At 66.0% G+C, this 15,108-nt stretch carries 14 protein-coding genes and 4 tRNA genes; 16 read left to right on the top strand and 2 right to left on the bottom strand.

Annotated elements, in window-relative coordinates; translation table 11 throughout:
- The first annotated feature begins 124 nt into the window (after nucleotides 1-124).
- From B5F85_RS01470 to typA, 4 genes are all read left to right on the top strand, one after another.
- Nucleotides 125-201 (top strand) — tRNA-Ile (locus B5F85_RS01470).
- Between the two features lie 67 nt (nucleotides 202-268).
- Nucleotides 269-344: transfer RNA gene (locus B5F85_RS01465), tRNA-Ala, on the top strand.
- Between the two features lie 348 nt (nucleotides 345-692).
- On the top strand, nucleotides 693-1,115 hold the full coding sequence (locus B5F85_RS01460) for a hypothetical protein (RefSeq protein ID WP_087313709.1): 423 nt from the start codon (nucleotides 693-695) through the stop codon (nucleotides 1,113-1,115).
- A 208-nt stretch (nucleotides 1,116-1,323) separates the two neighbouring features.
- Nucleotides 1,324-3,162: a translational GTPase TypA gene (gene typA, locus B5F85_RS01455; RefSeq protein ID WP_087313707.1), complete on the top strand. Its 1,839-nt coding sequence runs from the start codon at nucleotides 1,324-1,326 to the stop codon at nucleotides 3,160-3,162.
- Nucleotides 3,163-3,263: 101 nt separating this feature from the next.
- Here the strand turns inward: typA and B5F85_RS01450 are convergent, their stop codons facing one another.
- The gene (locus B5F85_RS01450) at nucleotides 3,264-3,995 is read right to left on the bottom strand and encodes a TRIC cation channel family protein (RefSeq protein WP_239386571.1); all 732 of its coding nucleotides are present in this window, start codon (nucleotides 3,993-3,995) and stop codon (nucleotides 3,264-3,266) included.
- A 134-nt stretch (nucleotides 3,996-4,129) separates the two neighbouring features.
- On the opposite strand from B5F85_RS01450, the gene B5F85_RS01445 reads away from it, so the two are divergent.
- From B5F85_RS01445 to purD, 12 genes are all read left to right on the top strand, one after another.
- A tRNA-Ser gene (locus tag B5F85_RS01445) sits at nucleotides 4,130-4,220 on the top strand.
- A 40-nt stretch (nucleotides 4,221-4,260) separates the two neighbouring features.
- Nucleotides 4,261-4,350, top strand: a tRNA-Ser gene (locus B5F85_RS01440).
- A 144-nt stretch (nucleotides 4,351-4,494) separates the two neighbouring features.
- A complete protein-coding gene (locus B5F85_RS01435) occupies nucleotides 4,495-5,583 on the top strand; it encodes a DUF4013 domain-containing protein (protein WP_087313703.1) in 1,089 nt (362 codons plus the stop codon).
- A 318-nt stretch (nucleotides 5,584-5,901) separates the two neighbouring features.
- Nucleotides 5,902-6,192 (top strand): 30S ribosomal protein S6, encoded by a 291-nt coding sequence (gene rpsF, locus B5F85_RS01430; RefSeq protein WP_087313701.1) that lies wholly within the window; start codon nucleotides 5,902-5,904, stop codon nucleotides 6,190-6,192.
- 48 nt (nucleotides 6,193-6,240) lie between these two features.
- Nucleotides 6,241-6,774, top strand: a complete 534-nt coding sequence (locus B5F85_RS01425) for a single-stranded DNA-binding protein (protein ID WP_087313699.1) — start codon at nucleotides 6,241-6,243, stop codon at nucleotides 6,772-6,774.
- Between the two features lie 42 nt (nucleotides 6,775-6,816).
- Nucleotides 6,817-7,089 carry a 30S ribosomal protein S18 gene (gene rpsR, locus B5F85_RS01420; protein ID WP_072373695.1) on the top strand — a complete coding sequence of 91 codons (273 nt, stop codon included), beginning with the start codon at nucleotides 6,817-6,819 and terminating at the stop codon, nucleotides 7,087-7,089.
- A 30-nt stretch (nucleotides 7,090-7,119) separates the two neighbouring features.
- The gene (locus B5F85_RS01415; protein ID WP_087313697.1) at nucleotides 7,120-8,202 is read left to right on the top strand and encodes a DUF2232 domain-containing protein; all 1,083 of its coding nucleotides are present in this window, start codon (nucleotides 7,120-7,122) and stop codon (nucleotides 8,200-8,202) included.
- A 15-nt stretch (nucleotides 8,203-8,217) separates the two neighbouring features.
- Nucleotides 8,218-8,742 carry a 50S ribosomal protein L9 gene (gene rplI, locus B5F85_RS01410; RefSeq protein WP_087313695.1) on the top strand — a complete coding sequence of 175 codons (525 nt, stop codon included), beginning with the start codon at nucleotides 8,218-8,220 and terminating at the stop codon, nucleotides 8,740-8,742.
- A gap of 489 nt (nucleotides 8,743-9,231) precedes the next feature.
- Nucleotides 9,232-10,620, top strand: coding sequence for a replicative DNA helicase (gene dnaB, locus B5F85_RS01405; RefSeq protein WP_087313693.1), 1,389 nt, complete (start codon nucleotides 9,232-9,234; stop codon nucleotides 10,618-10,620).
- 80 nt (nucleotides 10,621-10,700) lie between these two features.
- Nucleotides 10,701-11,981, top strand: a complete 1,281-nt coding sequence (locus B5F85_RS01400) for an adenylosuccinate synthase (RefSeq protein WP_087313691.1) — start codon at nucleotides 10,701-10,703, stop codon at nucleotides 11,979-11,981.
- Nucleotides 11,982-11,994: 13 nt separating this feature from the next.
- Complete coding sequence (locus B5F85_RS01395) at nucleotides 11,995-12,894, top strand: DegV family protein (protein ID WP_158094539.1); 900 nt, start codon at nucleotides 11,995-11,997, stop codon at nucleotides 12,892-12,894.
- Nucleotides 12,895-12,934: 40 nt separating this feature from the next.
- Nucleotides 12,935-14,221, top strand: a complete 1,287-nt coding sequence (gene purD / locus B5F85_RS01390) for a phosphoribosylamine--glycine ligase (protein WP_087313687.1) — start codon at nucleotides 12,935-12,937, stop codon at nucleotides 14,219-14,221.
- A gap of 84 nt (nucleotides 14,222-14,305) precedes the next feature.
- Here purD and B5F85_RS01385 read toward each other — a convergent pair whose 3' ends face one another.
- Nucleotides 14,306-14,806 carry a hypothetical protein gene (locus tag B5F85_RS01385; RefSeq protein ID WP_087313685.1) on the bottom strand — a complete coding sequence of 167 codons (501 nt, stop codon included), beginning with the start codon at nucleotides 14,804-14,806 and terminating at the stop codon, nucleotides 14,306-14,308.
- Between the last annotated feature and the right edge of the window lie 302 nt (nucleotides 14,807-15,108).

The raw sequence follows: 15,108 nt of genomic DNA, 5'->3' as shown, positions 1-15,108 counted from the left end.
GTTCTCTGAACGGATATCCTACCCAAATGAGCCCCTCGGGCAACGCTCTTCACATCATTCGGAAAGAATCGAAAAAAAGATGTTGACGCCCCCGAGCGAGCCGTGTAAAGTATCTCCTTGCGTTGGGCCTGTAGCTCAGTTGGTCAGAGCGTCCGGCTGATAACCGGGAGGTCACAAGTTCGAACCTTGTCAGGCCCACCACTTCCTGACAATAGTCGCCCCAGCGTTTGCCGAGTCGCCGCTGGGGCGATTATTATTTTTCAGGTGCGGGGACGTAGCTCAGCTGGGAGAGCGCGGGCTTTGCAAGCCTGAGGCCGTGGGTTCGAGCCCCATCGTCTCCACCATGACATTCAAGTCGAGGGTCGCAAGGCCCTCGACTTTTTTCACAGCCGACTGCAAAATCGGGCTCCAATCCATATCCGGTGCCGGGCGAAAACAAAACCCGCCTTCGATCCATGGATTTTTGCGCCCTGAGCGTCCTTTCCTCGGCGCTGTGATGACGTTTGCCCATATGGCGAGTCTCGGAGCTTGTGCTCGGAAGGGAAAAGAGGGCAAATTGTCATGGATTGAAGGCGGGTTTTGTTTTCCCGGCCGCGGGAATATGGACTGAAGACCACTTTTGCACGCGTGAGGTCACGGACAAGCCTTGCGGTATCATCGCTGCAGGAATATAGACACGGGAGGTCTTGGATATGGCAGGGGACGACATGCGCCGCGACGGGGTCTCGCCCGAGACCGACGAGCTGGCGAGCACGTTGATGGGCGACGCCTTTGACCTGCTCGCCTCGGGTGAGGGCTTTGAGGTCCTGCTTGTCGTCCAAGACGAGGCAGGGACGGTCTCGAGCTACGAGTTCGAGGACGACGGCCCGGAGGCCTGCCTCGAGGGCGCCCGCGATCGCGTCCGCGAGCTTGCCGGCGCACTGCGCTACGCCATCGCCTATGAGGGAGCCGTCGCCGACGAGGACGGCTCCTACGCAGACGCCCTGCTCCTAGAGTTTGGCGAGCGCGGGTACCGTGCCTACTCCGCCTACTCCCTCATCGGCGGCAAGGGCGCCGGCGACCGCTTCACGTGGACCGACCCCGCGCCAGCCGGCGAGCTCGAGCCGCTTCTGTGAATTGGGGACGTGTTTTTTCGTGCAGACCGTTTGGGACAGGTTTATGAATAACCTGTCCCAAACGGTCTGCACGAAAAAACACGTCCCCAATTCACAGAAGCCTCCTGTAGATGCAGTGAGCTGCGCAAAGTTCCCCTCTTAAGGCCGTCTGCGCTGTATAATGCACCGGTCGCCGAATTGTTCGGTACCGAGAGAGCGAGAGGGACCAATGCGCCAGGAGAACATCAGGAACATCGCGATCATCGCCCACGTCGACCACGGCAAGACCACCTTGGTCGACCAAATGCTCAGGGCGACGGACGCTTTCCGTGAGAACCAGCAGGTCCAGGAGCGTGTGCTCGACTCCAACGACCAGGAGCGCGAGCGCGGCATCACCATCCTGGCCAAGAACATCTCCATCGAATACAAGGGCGTGAAGATCAACGTCATCGACACCCCCGGTCACGCCGACTTTGGCGGCGAGGTCGAGCGCGTCCTGCGCATGGCCGACGGCGCGCTCCTTTTGGTCGATGCTGCCGAGGGCCCCATGCCCCAGACGCGCTTCGTCCTTCGTCACGCCATCGACGCGGGCCTTGCGGTCATGATCGTGGTCAACAAGATCGACAAGCCCGCCGCGGACCCCGAGAAGGCCGTCAACACCTCGCTCGACCTCATGGCCGACCTCGGTGCCTCCGACGACCAGCTCGAGTTTGCCATGGAGCACGTGGTCTACGCCTCGGCCGTCAACGGCTTCGCGCGCCTCGACCCTGAGGACGGCAACCAGGACATGTTCCCCATGCTCGACATGATCGTCGATGAGCTCCCCGCGCCCGAGGTCGACCTCGAGGGCCCGCTGGCCATGCAGTGCGTGACCATCGACCATTCCGAGTACGTGGGCCGCATCGGCATCGGCCGCATCTACTCCGGTACCATCCACGACGGCGACAAGATCCTCGTGGTCAAAAACGACGGCAGCCGCGCCATGAGCCAGGTCAAGCAGCTCTTCACCTTCGACTACCTCGGCCGCAAGGAGTGTTCCGAGGCCCAGGCCGGTGACATCGCCGCCGTCGTGGGCATCGACTCCACCGACATCGGCGACGTCTACACCGACCCCGAAAACCCCGTCGAGCTGGAGCCCATCGAGATCGACCCGCCGACGCTCTCCGTCGTCTTCGAGCCCTCGACCTCCCCGCTCGTGGGCCGCGAGGGCGACATCGTGGGCGGCCGCCAGCTCAAGGAGCGCCTCATGCAGGAGCGTGAGAACAACGTGACCATGCGCATCGAGGAGCTTCCCGACAAGACCGGCGTCGAGGTCGCCGGCCGCGGCATCCTGCACCTCTCCGTCCTCATGGAGACCATGCGCCGCGAGGGCTTTGAGTTCCAGGTGGGCCGCCCGCGCGTCCTGTTCAAGAAGGACGCCAACGGCCAGATGACCGAGCCCGTCGAGCAGGCCGTGGTGGAGTGCCCCGGCGAGTACTCCGGCAAGGTCATCGAGGTCTTTGGCAACGCCGGCGGCACCATGACCACGATGGACGCGGGCGCCACCCAGACCCACCTCGAGTTCAAGATCCCCACCCGCGGCATCATGGGCCTCAAGAACCGCATCCTAAACGTCACCCACGGCGAGGCCGTGTTCTACCACACCTTCCTTGAGTACGGTCCCTACGCCGGCGAGATCGGCGTCCGTCAGAACGGCGCCATGATCTCCATGAGCACCGAGAAGGCCGTGGCCTACGCGCTCGGCACGCTCCAGGAGCGCGGCGCCCTGTTCGTGGGCCCGGGCGACGAGTGTTACGAGGGCATGCTCGTGGGAGAGCGCTCCAAGCCCGGCGACATGGTCGTCAACATCGCCCGCACCAAGAGCCTGGGCAACCAGCGCTCCTCGACGGCGGACATCGCCGTGCAGCTCACGCCCCCGCGCACCTTTACGCTGGAGGAGGCGCTCGAGTACATCATGGACGACGAGCTCGTCGAGGTGACGCCCAAGTCCATCCGCATGCGCAAGCGCCTGCTCTCCGAGATCGAGCGCCGCAAGTGGGCCGTCCGCAACGGCAAGGTCAAGAAGTAGCCGCCCGTGCCGTAACATGCACAGTTCCGTTAAGTTTCATATATCCGCAGGTCGGAAAATGAAGCTTCCGGAACTGTGCATGTTATGAGGGGCGGAGCGGCCTACTTCTTGCCCGCGCGCCAGCGGGTCACGCGGACGTGACGGGCGGCGCGGCGCACCGGGGCGACCACGCGCGGTCCCAGGTCGACGTCGGCCGGGGTCTGCACGTTGTAGCGCAAAGACCAGCGCCGAAGCCCGATGGTCACGGCCAGGCACAGCACAGACCCCCACAGCTTGTTGATCGAGCAGCACACGACCGCGAGGTAGTACACCGTGCCGCCCGCGAGCGCGCACACGGCGTAGAGGTTAGACTTCTGGAAGATGCGTGGCACCTCGCCGAGAAAGACGTCGCGCAGCATCCCGCCGCCCACGCCGGTCATGATGCCCATGAGCACGCACGATGCCGGGTAGAAGCCGTGCACGATGGCCTTGTCGGTGCCCACGAGCGCAAACAGCGCCACGGCCATGATGTCGAGCCACTCGAGCAGGTTGCTCGCGCGGTCGAGCGGCTGCGGGAAGAGAAACGCGATGAGACCCGTGGCCACGCTCACCGGGATGGCAAACGGCGAGGTCAGCATGTAGATGCGCCCCACCTGCATCATCACGTCTCGGATGAGGCCGCCGCCCAGGCCGCACAGCAGCGCGAGCCCGACAAAGCCCACGGCGTCGAGGTGCCGCGAGCGCGCCACCATGACCCCGCCGGCAGATCCCACGACCACCGACGCCAGGTCGACCCACGTGGGAAGCGAGACCGCGGCGACCTCGGGACTGTAGGTGGCAAAGATGTCCAGCACGGCGACTCCTCGTACTTCTCGGCGACGCCGTCCATTGTTGCGCATGACATGGAAAAGCGACAGTCCCTTTTCCATTGGAAAAAGTCTTTCCCATGGGCGGCGAATACGCTATACTGACCGCTGCACCAAAACACGGAGAGTTGTCCGAGTGGCCGAAGGAGCACGATTGGAAATCGTGTAGGCGCCTAAAGCGTCTCCAGGGTTCAAATCCCTGACTCTCCGCCAGAACCTTCCGTGGCCCCGCAAGGGGCCACGTCACCCTTACGGAGGGGTGGCAGAGTGGTTGAATGCGGCGGTCTCGAAAACCGTTTACCCCTTCGGGGGTACGAGGGTTCGAATCCCTCCTCCTCCGCCATCGCACCCAAAGACCGGTCCCCGCGGGCCGGTTTTTTCATATCCGTTGACGATATGCGTCAGAGATGACAGGGTATACCTCAACCTATGCGTCATCTTGCCCACCGAACGCCCATCGGCGTCACCACCATCTCAAGGAGGCCCCATGGTTTCCGACCCCGAGCTCGACGGCTTTCGTCGTGACCACTACTTCTCCCGCTCCTGGGCCCTGCTCACGCGCGACCGCGGCTGGATCAAGCCCGTGCTCGTGATGACCGTTGCGCTGCTCGTCCCCATCGTGGGCGTCCTCGGCGTCCTGGGGTACGCGCTCGAGTGGGCCCGTCTCACGGCGTGGAACGTCAACGCGGCCCCCAAGCAGCGCGGTGTCGACGTGGGCGGCTGCATCAAGAGCGGCTGGCGCGGCTTTCTCGTGATGCTCGTGTGGGGCATCCTCAGCGCCATCGTGGTGGGCGTGGCAACGGTGCTGCCGATTGTGGGCGCGCTGGTCTCGCTCGTGTGGTTCTTCGTCTCGTTCTTCTTTGCCGTGGTGGTGATGGTGGCAGCCCTGCGCGCGACCATCTACCAGCGCTTTGGCGCGGGCATGCGAGCGTCCACCATCTGGCAGATGGTCTCCCACGACCCGGGCGGCCTGCTGCGCGTGGTGGGGATCAACGTCATTGGCGGCGCGCTCGCGGGCGTGGTCACGATGTTCGTCGTCATGGTCGGGCTCGCCGGAGCGGTGCCCCACCTCGTCTGGTACCTGACCTACCTCTATGACTTTGGCACCGTGATGTCGGACTCCGCCGGCGCGATGCTCGCCCTGCAGCTCCTGGCCTCCGTGCTCGCCTCGCTGGGCCCCGCACTCGTGGTCGTCTTGCTGGTCGACGGGCTCGTCGGCACGATCTTGCTGATGGTCTCCTACACGGCCGTCGCGCTGTGGATGCGCCAGTTCGACGTCCCCAACTGGGGCCGCGACGAGGACCCCCTGCCTCCCTTTGTGACGGACCCGCGCGACGACGCCCCCGTCCCGGGGGCCGGGGCCCCCGGCCAGGCCGCGCCGCAGGAGGAGCCGGTTGAGCATCCCCAGCTCATGGCGGTGCCCGGGGAGCCCTGCGAGCCCCGTCCCGAGGATGTCGCGGGAGAGGTGCCCGTCGCCGAGAAGGACGACCCCGTCGTGCCGGAGGACCCCGTCTGCGCCGAGAAGGACGATTCTGTCGCAGATGACGAGGGCCCGGTGACGGAGGAGCGCCACTAGCCCCAAGACCTCCCAAAAGATGGAGATGTGATGTGGAACGCGCGGGCGTCTACGGGTGCCGAGAAGGGCCCGGGCGCCCGCGCGTCCGTGCCTACCTCGCGCTTCTCACCTGCGCAAGGAGGTTCTTCTCGCCCGCGGGAGCTCCTGGGAAGCAGCGCGTCAGCTCCCGGGAAGCCCCGGACGCTACGCTCATGTTGTGGGCGCTGGAAGATTTTCGCAGGTAGCAGCGATTCTGTGGTATGATGCTTCGCCGAACCTTTCCTGCCCCGGGCGCAAACCTTCACGACCCGGGGCCACTAGCCCAGAGGAGGTGACCACATGAAGGCCTATGAACTGCTGTACTTTGTCGACCCCACCTGCACCGAGGAGACTCGTGCCGCCGTCATGAAGCGCATCGAAGTCGCGCTTGGCGAGACCGGTAAGGTCGACAGCGTCGAGGACTGGGGCAAGCGCAAGCTCGCCTTTGAGATCGACGACCTCACGGAGGGCGACTACACCCTCATCAACTTCCATGCAGATCCCACCACGATCGCCGAGCTCGACCGAGTTCTGCGCATCAACGACGCCGTCAAGCGCCACATGGTCGTGCGCCGCGTCGACAAGGACTAGTCATGGACGCGCGGGCCGTACGGCCCGCCGAGGAGAGGGAGTGAGGCTATGAGCATCAACAGGGTCAACATCTCGGGCAACCTCACGAGGGACCCCGAGCTCAGGGTCACGGGCAGCGGAACGCAGATTCTCTCGTTTGGCGTGGCCGTGAACGACCGCCGTCGCAACCCGCAGACGGGCGAGTGGGAGGACTACCCCAACTTCGTCGACTGCGTGGTGTTTGGCGCGCGCGCCGAACCTCTGTCCCGCTTCCTCTCCAAGGGAACGAAGGTTGCCGTCGAGGGCAAGCTTCGCTACAGCTCCTGGGAGAGCAAGGACGGCTCGAAGCGCAGCAAGCTCGAGGTCGTCGTCGACGAGGTCGAGTTCCTCAGCTCGAGGGGCCAGCAGGGCGGCTACCAGCAGGACGCCGGTGGCTTCCAGCAGGCCGGAGGGGCCCAGTTCCAGCAGGCTCCCTCCTACTCGGCACCCGTCGCCGCCGCGCCCGCGCAGTTTGCGCCGCAGGGTGGGTTCGCGAATCCCGCGCCCGCTCCCGTCCAGGCCCCGCCGTCGACCGACGTCTACGACGAGGACATCCCGTTCTAATCATCCGGCGGCCTCGCGCCGCCCACAGAAAGGCAACAAGACATGGCTCAGCAGAAGCAGGATTTTCAGCGCCAGCCGCGTCGCAAGTACTGCCAGTTCTGCAAGGAGGAGACCGAGTACATCGACTACAAGGATGTGCAGCTCCTCCGCAAGTACATGACCGACCGCGGCAAGATCAAGCCGCGCCGCGTCACTGGCGCCTGCACGCAGCACCAGCACGACATCGCGCTTGCCATCAAGCGCGCTCGTGAGATGGCGCTTCTGCCCTACACCGTTCCCGTGGTCTCCAGCCGCGGCGGCCGCAACCGCGGCTAAGGGCACCGAGCACGTGAGAAGAGCGCGCGCATGATGGGTGCATGGTCCAACAACGGTCGTCCCGCGGCTCCCACGGGAGCTTCGGACGCTCGTCGCGCGGGCCAGATCGTACGGGGCGGCAACGCCTCCGAGGGCGGCGACAAGGGCCCGCTGGCCCGGGCGCTTCCCAAGGCATTCGTCCTCTGCGCGATCGGCGGCGCGCTCAGCGCGACGTCGACGTCGTTTCTCGCCCCAGCGCTCGTCGCATACGGGATCGTCCTGTCGGCGATGTGCGCCGGGGTCCGCGGAATGGCACCGGGCGCGGTCCTCGCGGCCGCGGCGGCCGCGGCGGTGAGCCTCCCTCTGGGGGTCTCGTCGCTCGCCGGTTCCGTCATCACGAGCCTCGCCGGCGTCGTGGTGGCGGCCGCCTTCTGGGCGGGACGCCTGACGCCCGGCGGAAGCGTCGCCTGCGTGGCGGTCATCGTGGCCGCGCACCTCGGCGCCGACGCCGTCATCTCCGCGACGCGCGGCATGACGCTCAACGAGACCATGGTGTCGCTGATCGAGACCTATCGTCAGTCGCTCACCGAGGCCTCCCCGACCGTCTCCGCGCAGATCGAGTCCGCGGCCTCCCTCATGAGGTTCTTCTGGCCCGTGGCGTATGTGGCCATCGGCTTTGCCGAGGGCATGTTCGCCCACGTGGGCGTGAGGCTTCTGAGGGCGCCCCTTTCGGGGCAGGGCCGGCAGGTGCCGTCGCTCGACGCCTACGACGTCCCCCTGTGGGTCGTCGCGGTGCTCGTCGCGACGGCGGGAGCGCTCGCCGTGGCGCTCACCGTCCCGAGCGCACCGGACGCGATGCTTATGGCCTCGGCCAACCTGGCCATGGCCCTGAGGTTCGCGTTCGCGGTGCAGGGAGCCGCGGTTCTCGCGTGGTTCATGCGGGAAAAGGGTGTCGGGAGCCTCTCCCGGGTCCTTCTCGGGGCGCTCGCGCTCTATCTCGAAGTGCAGTTCGTCGTTTTGACCGTCGTGGGAGTCGTTGACGTCTGGGCGGACTTCCGCCACCTCAGAAGGGGCGGGGACGCCGGCGGGGACGACGCCGCGAATCAGGACAAGGAGCCGGCCCAGGCCGGCTGACCGAAGGAGTATCCCATGAAAGTCATCCTCTTGGGTGAGCTTCGGGGCAAGGGCGGCGAGGGCGACATCGTCGACGTCGCTCAGGGCTTTGCGGAGAACTACCTGTTCCCCAACAAGATCGCCCAGCCTGCCACCCCGGGCAACATCAAGCAGCTCGAGGAGCGTCGCCACAACATCGAGAAGCGCGAGGCCGATCGCATCGCCGCCGCCGAGGCCACCAAGGCCGCTCTCGATGGCAAGTCGGTGACCGTTGACGCCAAGATCGGCGAGGAGGGCCAGCTCTTTGGCTCCGTCACCCCCGCCCAGATCGCCGACGCCATCAAGGCGCAGCTCGGCATCGAGGTCGACCGCAAGCGCGTCGGCCGTGGCAACAACCTCAAGACCTCCGGCAAGCACGCCGTCGAGGTCAACCTCTACCGTGAGATCACCGCCGTGGTCAACGTCCTCGTGGGCGTGACCGAGGAGGAGACCGTCGAGGAGGTCGCCGAGGTCGAGGAGGCCGTCGAGGCCGAGGCCGAGACCACCGAGGCCACGGAGTAGGGTCGAGCACTTTTCGACCACACCTGATTTACCTGCGCATTTCTACAAGAAGCGCAGGTCAGGATAAGGTAAGGGAGACCCAGGGTAGCTGAAGGCACCCTGGGCCTCCTTTTTTGTGTTGCGCCCAAAACAGGGGCAACTACCTGCGGTTTCTCTGCAAACTAACACGTCAGCCAGCCGTAAAAAACGTTATTCGTACGGCTGTTTGGGCCCACGTGAGCGGCTCAGAATTGTTGAAAACTCCTCGTTGATACCCGCGAAAAAATGATGAAAACGTCGAAAAGGAAGAAAGACCCGGTCAGACGGAGTCTCTTCTCGACATGCCGTGGTTGAGAGTTGCTTGAGAGAAATTGCCTCTTGACAGGGACTCGGAACGTGCTGCCACAATTGAGTCCCAAGACCCGAGCCAACGTCTTTTCGCCCGCCCCCGGGAGAGCCGCAGGCTCGCTGCTTATCACCCGTAGGAATACGTCCCGTCGAGGAGCGACCATGGCGCAGAGCGGCTATGACGTGAACCCCACCCGCATGACCGCCAACGAGAACGCCGTCATGCCGCAGGACCCGGAGGCCGAGGCCTCGGTCCTCTCCGCGATGATGGTCTCCGCGGAGGCGCTCCAGGAGTGCCTCATCGACCTCGAGCCGGACGACTTCTACTACCCCTCCAACCGCACCGTCTTTGTTGCGATGCGCGAGATGTTCGACAAGAACATGCCCATTGACACCATCTCGCTGGCGGACTACCTCAAGAGCGCCGGCGAGCTCGAGCGCGTGGGCGGCCGGAGCTTCCTTCTGGGGTTGGGCAACAACTCGCTCGCGCTGGTGGGCTGGCGGCGCCACATCGAGATGCTGCACCGCGACACCACCCTGCGCAAGATGATCAGCGCCTCCGCCCAGATCACCGCCCTCGCCTACGACGCGCCGGAGGACACCAAGGAGGTCGTGGACCGCGCCGAGCGCATGCTGCTCGACGTCACCAACCGCGACGTCCACGCGAGCGAGCAGTCCCTCGAGGAGATCATGGCCGACCTCTACGAGGAGCTCGGCGCCAACGCCGCCAACCACGACGGCCCGCTCGGCGTCCTCACCGGCTTCCCCAAGATCGACGACTGCCTGCTCGGCCTGCGTCCCGGCCAGATGGTCGTCATCGGCGCGCGCCCGGGCGTGGGCAAGACCTCGTTCGCGCTCAACCTCATGACCAACGCCGCCTTTGCCGGGGCCAGCGTGGCGATGTTTTCTCTCGAGATGTCCAAGGTCGAGATCGCGCAGCGCCTGCTCGCCGCAAACGCGCGCGTGGGCCTGCAGGAGATCCGCTCCGCGCGCATCAGAAACGAGCAGTGGCCGCAGATCCTCCAGGCCACCAACGACCTCTCGCAGCTCGACATCATGATCGACGACACCCCCGGCACCACGGTGACCGAGATCCGCGCCAAGGCCCGCCGCATCCTGCACGGCAAGAAGCTTGGCCTGGTGATCATCGACTACCTGCAGCTCATCTCCCCGCCCGTCGGCCAGCGCCGCGCGGACAGCCGCGCGACCGAGGTCTCGGAGATGAGCCGCGGCATCAAGATCATGGCAAAGGACCTGGGCGTGCCTGTCGTGGCGCTCTCGCAGCTCAACCGTACCGTAGAGAACCGCACCGGCAAGCGCCCGCAGCTCTCCGACCTGCGCGAGTCCGGCTCCATCGAGCAGGACGCCGACATCGTCGCCCTGCTCGACCGCTCGATGAACGAGGACGAGGCGGCGCGCGAGGACCGCCCGGCCATGAACGAGACCACCTTCATCATCGCCAAGAACCGCTCGGGCGCGCTCGCGGACATCCCGCTGACCTTCCTGCCCGGCTCCACCAAGTTCGTCGAGGTCGACTCCTTCCACGACTAGCGCGCCCCGGCGTCCCGCCTCCGGCGCGCCGCGCCTGCCGTATAATGAACCCGTATGTGAAACGCGACGAAAGGGCGCACATGTCCGCATCAGTGCTCGTGGGTACTCAGTGGGGCGACGAGGGCAAGGGCAAGGTCACCGACCTCATCTCCGGCGACTTCGACGTGGTCTGCCGCTACGCAGGCGGCGCCAACGCCGGCCACACGGTCATCGCCAACGGAAAGAAGCTGGCGCTTCACCAGGTCCCCTCCGGCGTCATGTACGAGGGCACCTACCCCGTGATCGGCAACGGCTGCATCGTGGACCCCGAGGTCCTGCTCCAGGAGATCGACATGCTCGCCGAGCAGGGCATCTCCGCCGAGCGCCTCAAGATCTCCGGCAACGCGCACATCGTCATGCCCTACCACAAGGACCTCGACGGCGCCCATGAGAAGAAGCTCGGCAAGAACCTCATCGGCACCACCAAGCGCGGCGTGGGCCCCTGCTACATGGACAAGATGAACCGCACGGGCCTGCGCATCCAGGACATGCTCGACGAGAAGATCTTCCGCGAGAAGCTCGAGAGCGCGCTGGCCTACACCAACCCCATCCTGAGCAAGGTCTACGAGCTGCCCACCTACACCGTCGAGCAGATCTGCGAGACCTACCTGCCCTACGCAGAGCGCATCCGCCCCTACATCGTCGAGAGCAGCCTCTTCCTGAACGAGCAGCTCGAGGGCGGCAAGAGCGTGCTCTTTGAGGGCGCCCAGGCCACGATGCTCGACATCGACCACGGCACCTACCCCTTCGTGACCAGCTCCAACTGCACCGCCGGCGGCGCCGTCACCGGCTCGGGCGTGGGCCCCACCAACATCGACCGCGTCCTGGGCGTCGCCAAGGCCTACCTCACCCGCGTGGGCTCCGGCCCCTTCCCCACCGAGCTCTTCGACGAGATCGGCGAGAAGCTCGGCGAGGTCGGTCACGAGTACGGCGTGACCACCGGGCGCAAGCGTCGCTGCGGCTGGTATGACGCCGTGGTCGTGAACTACGCCGCCCGCGTCAACGGCCTCACGGACCTCGCCATCACCAAGCTCGACGTCCTGGGCTGCCTGGACGAGATCAAGGTCTGCGTGGCCTACGAGTGCGACGGCGTGGAGTATCACACCGTCCCCGAGCACCAGAGCGTCTTCTATCACGCCAAGCCGGTCTACGAGACCCTGCCCGGCTGGAAGTGCGACATCTCCGGCGTCCGCAACTTCTACCAGCTCCCGCGCGAGGCCAAGGACTACATCGACTTCCTCGAGCAGCTCGCCGGCGTGCGCGTCTCCATCATCACGGTGGGCCCGGACCGCGAGCAGACCATCGACCGCTACTGGCACTAGGCGGATCTGCCACGTGCTCGAGCGAAACTTCACAATCGTGTGCGACCGGGGGTGCGACCTGCCCCCGGTCTACCTTGAGCGGGCCCAGGCCACGGTCCTCGAGGACGTCCCGCATGACGCGCTGGGCCACGTCGACGAGGTCGCGCTGACGCAAGCCCTCGTGCGCACCTACCGCGCGCTCGCCGCCCAGGGGCACGACAAGATCGTCTCGGTGCACTCCTGCGCGTCCTTCTCGCCCGTGGTCACGTGCGCCCGCGAGGCCGCCGCGGCCTGCGAGGGCGTGGCGGACGTGCGCGTGATCGACGCCGGCTCGGCCTCCGCGGCCACGGGCATGGTGGTCTTTCGGCTGATGTGCCACTGGGCCGACGGCGCGACCCTCGACGAGGCCGTGGAGCAGGCGCAGCGCCTCGCCGGCAGCGTCCGGCTGCTCGTCATCCCCACGGTCGCCGCGCGCTTTGCCCGCAGGCGCTCCCGCAAGCCCCGGGCGGGCCTGCTCGGGCGCGCCACGTCGAGCCTACGCATCAGGATCTCCGGCGAGCGCGGCCTCTACCTCGTCTCGCGCGGGGAGGTGACGCAGCTCGCGCGCTCCAGCGAGCTCTCTGACCTCACGGGGCGCCTCGCGCACGCCATGAGCGCCGTGGCCGCCAGCGAGGGCGAGCTCGTCTACGCCACCATCGAGACTGGCGACGCCCGCGCACTCCGCGCGCTCGAGAAGCCGCTCGACACCAACGAGTTCGAGGCGCGGCGCCTGGGCTCGGTGAGCGCATCGTCGCAGGTCGAGAAGGTCGTGGGCCAAGGGGCCGTGGCGGTAGCCTTTGCCCCCGCAGACGTCTACTGGCGCGCCGCCGGCACGGCCGGCGAGGACGAGGTCCAGGCGGCGGACGACGCCTTGCGCGCCGGGAGGGATTCATAAGAGCGCGGCCGCTCGGGCCGCCCGTTCTAGGAGGAAAGACATGAGCAACGCGAAGGTGGACATCCTGCTTCTTGGCTCCGGCGGGCGCGAGCACGCGCTTCTCGTTAAGCTCGCCGAGTCTTCCCGCGCCGGGAAGCTCTACGTGGCCCCGGGCAACGGCGGCATGGACGCCATGGCCCAGAAGGTCGAGCTCGACGCCGAGTCCCCGGTCGCCGTGGCCACCTGGGCCCGCGAGCACAACGTCGGGCTCGTGGTCATTGGCCCCGAGGCGCCGCTCGTGGCAGGCGTGGCCGACGCGGTGCGCTCCGCCGGCATCCCCTGCTTTGGCCCCAACGGCGACGCGGCCCAGATGGAGGGCTCCAAGAAGTTTGCCAAGCAGGTCATGGCCCGTGCCGGCGTTCCCACCGCGGCATATCGCAGCTTCACCGAGCAGGAGCCCTGCGAGGCCTACGTGCGCCAGGTCGGCGCCCCCATCGTGATCAAGGCCGACGGCCTGGCCGCCGGCAAGGGCGTCATCGTGGCCAAGACCCTGGAGGAGGCCCTCGAGGGCGTGCGCGAGTGCTTCTCTGGCGTCTTTGGCGATGCGGGAGCCACCGTGGTGGTCGAGGAGACGCTGGAGGGCCCGGAGTGCTCGCTGCTGGCCCTCACGGACGGCAAGACCGTGGTGCCGCTCGCCACCGCGCAGGACCACAAGCGCGCCCTCGACGGCGACAAGGGCCCCAACACGGGCGGCATGGGCGTCTACTCCCCGGTTCCGGAGCACCTGGTCAGCGCCGAGGACCTGGCCACGATGGTCGAGGTCGAGCAGCGCGTGGTAGACGAGCTGGCCTCCGAGGGCATCACCTACTCGGGCTGCCTCTACGGCGGCTTCATGCTCACGGCCGAAGGTCCCAAGGTCCTGGAGTTCAACGCCCGCTTTGGCGACCCCGAGACCCAAGTGGTCCTGCCGCGCATGAAGGCCGACCTCGTGGACGTCTTCTTGGCCTGCGACGACGGCACGCTCACGCCGGACATGGTCTCCTGGGACAACGACTGGGCGGTCTCGGTGGTCCTGACCTCCGCCGGCTACCCCGGCTCCTACGAGAAGGGCAAGGTCATCACCGGCATCGAGAAGGCCGAGGCCCTCGAGGGCGTGACGGTCTACCACGCCGGCACCGCCGTCTCCGAGGACGGCTCGATCGTCACCTCCGGCGGCCGCGTGCTCGACGTCACGGCCGTGGCCCCCACCTTCGAGGAGGCGCGCGCCCGTGCCTACGAGGCGTGCGAGCTCATCGACTTCGAGGGCAAGACGTATCGAAGCGACATTGGTCTGCGTGCGGTGAAGTAGCTCAGCTTTTGCAGACGCTCATGTGATGGCCGGTGGTCGATTGGTCGACCACCGGCCATGTGCGTTTATGTGCGTGTTAGTTGGCTATTCCGAACCAGAGCCGAGCAATTTGGTCGCAAACGTCCCGCGCTTCCACCAAGGCAGCGCCGCCATGGCCTGCTGGCGCTCGGCGATGCCCGCTACGCGGTCTGCGAGATGCGCCGCGCGGTCGTTGGCGGCGTCGAGCTGGTCTCTCATGTCGGACAGTTCCCGCTCGCGCGAGGCGCGGAGCTCCGCAAGTTCAGCGACAAGGCGCTCGTTCTGCTCCTTGAGGTCGGCGATGCGCCCGTTGAGCGCCGCTATCACGGGGTCCGGTGCCGCGGCGTCGGCGACGGGCTCCTCTGGAGAGGGCGTCGTTGCCATCCGGGGCGGCACGTTCTTGCCCAGGGCGTGGGCAAGCGCCGACACGGCAAAGTCATCGAGCACGTCCGTCTTGCCCACGCGCGTTACGTGTTCGGGCGCGAGGCCTAGTTTGTCGATGTAGTTGACCACTGTTTGTTTGGCAACGCCCAGCTGGTCGGCAATCTCTCGTTTGGTGACAGGCATGGGAACGCTCCTGACTGGTTCAATGATGTGTGCTATGCAATCGAGATTATACGTGGTCAGGCCGTATTGTTTGATTGACAAACAGAGACTTTGGTCAGCATAGTCAACTATGTAGCCGATGTCCGCATATCTGGAATACCGGCAAGATGTTTGACTATACCGTCAGAGCGCGGGGCGGTATGACAGTGTCACATGTTCGATAGCGTAGTCGATGCTGTGTCCTAAGAAGGGCCAATATGGAGTCAGTTGTTGGCCCTCGCAGGTACAATGAGGGTGCGAACACAACCGCAAACCAGGAGGAC

It is taken from the genome of Olsenella sp. An293 (assembly GCF_002159495.1).
Lineage (GTDB): Bacteria > Actinomycetota > Coriobacteriia > Coriobacteriales > Atopobiaceae > Thermophilibacter.
Note: the sequence above shows the minus strand (reverse complement) of the source record. Positions and strands in the feature narration are given on the sequence as shown.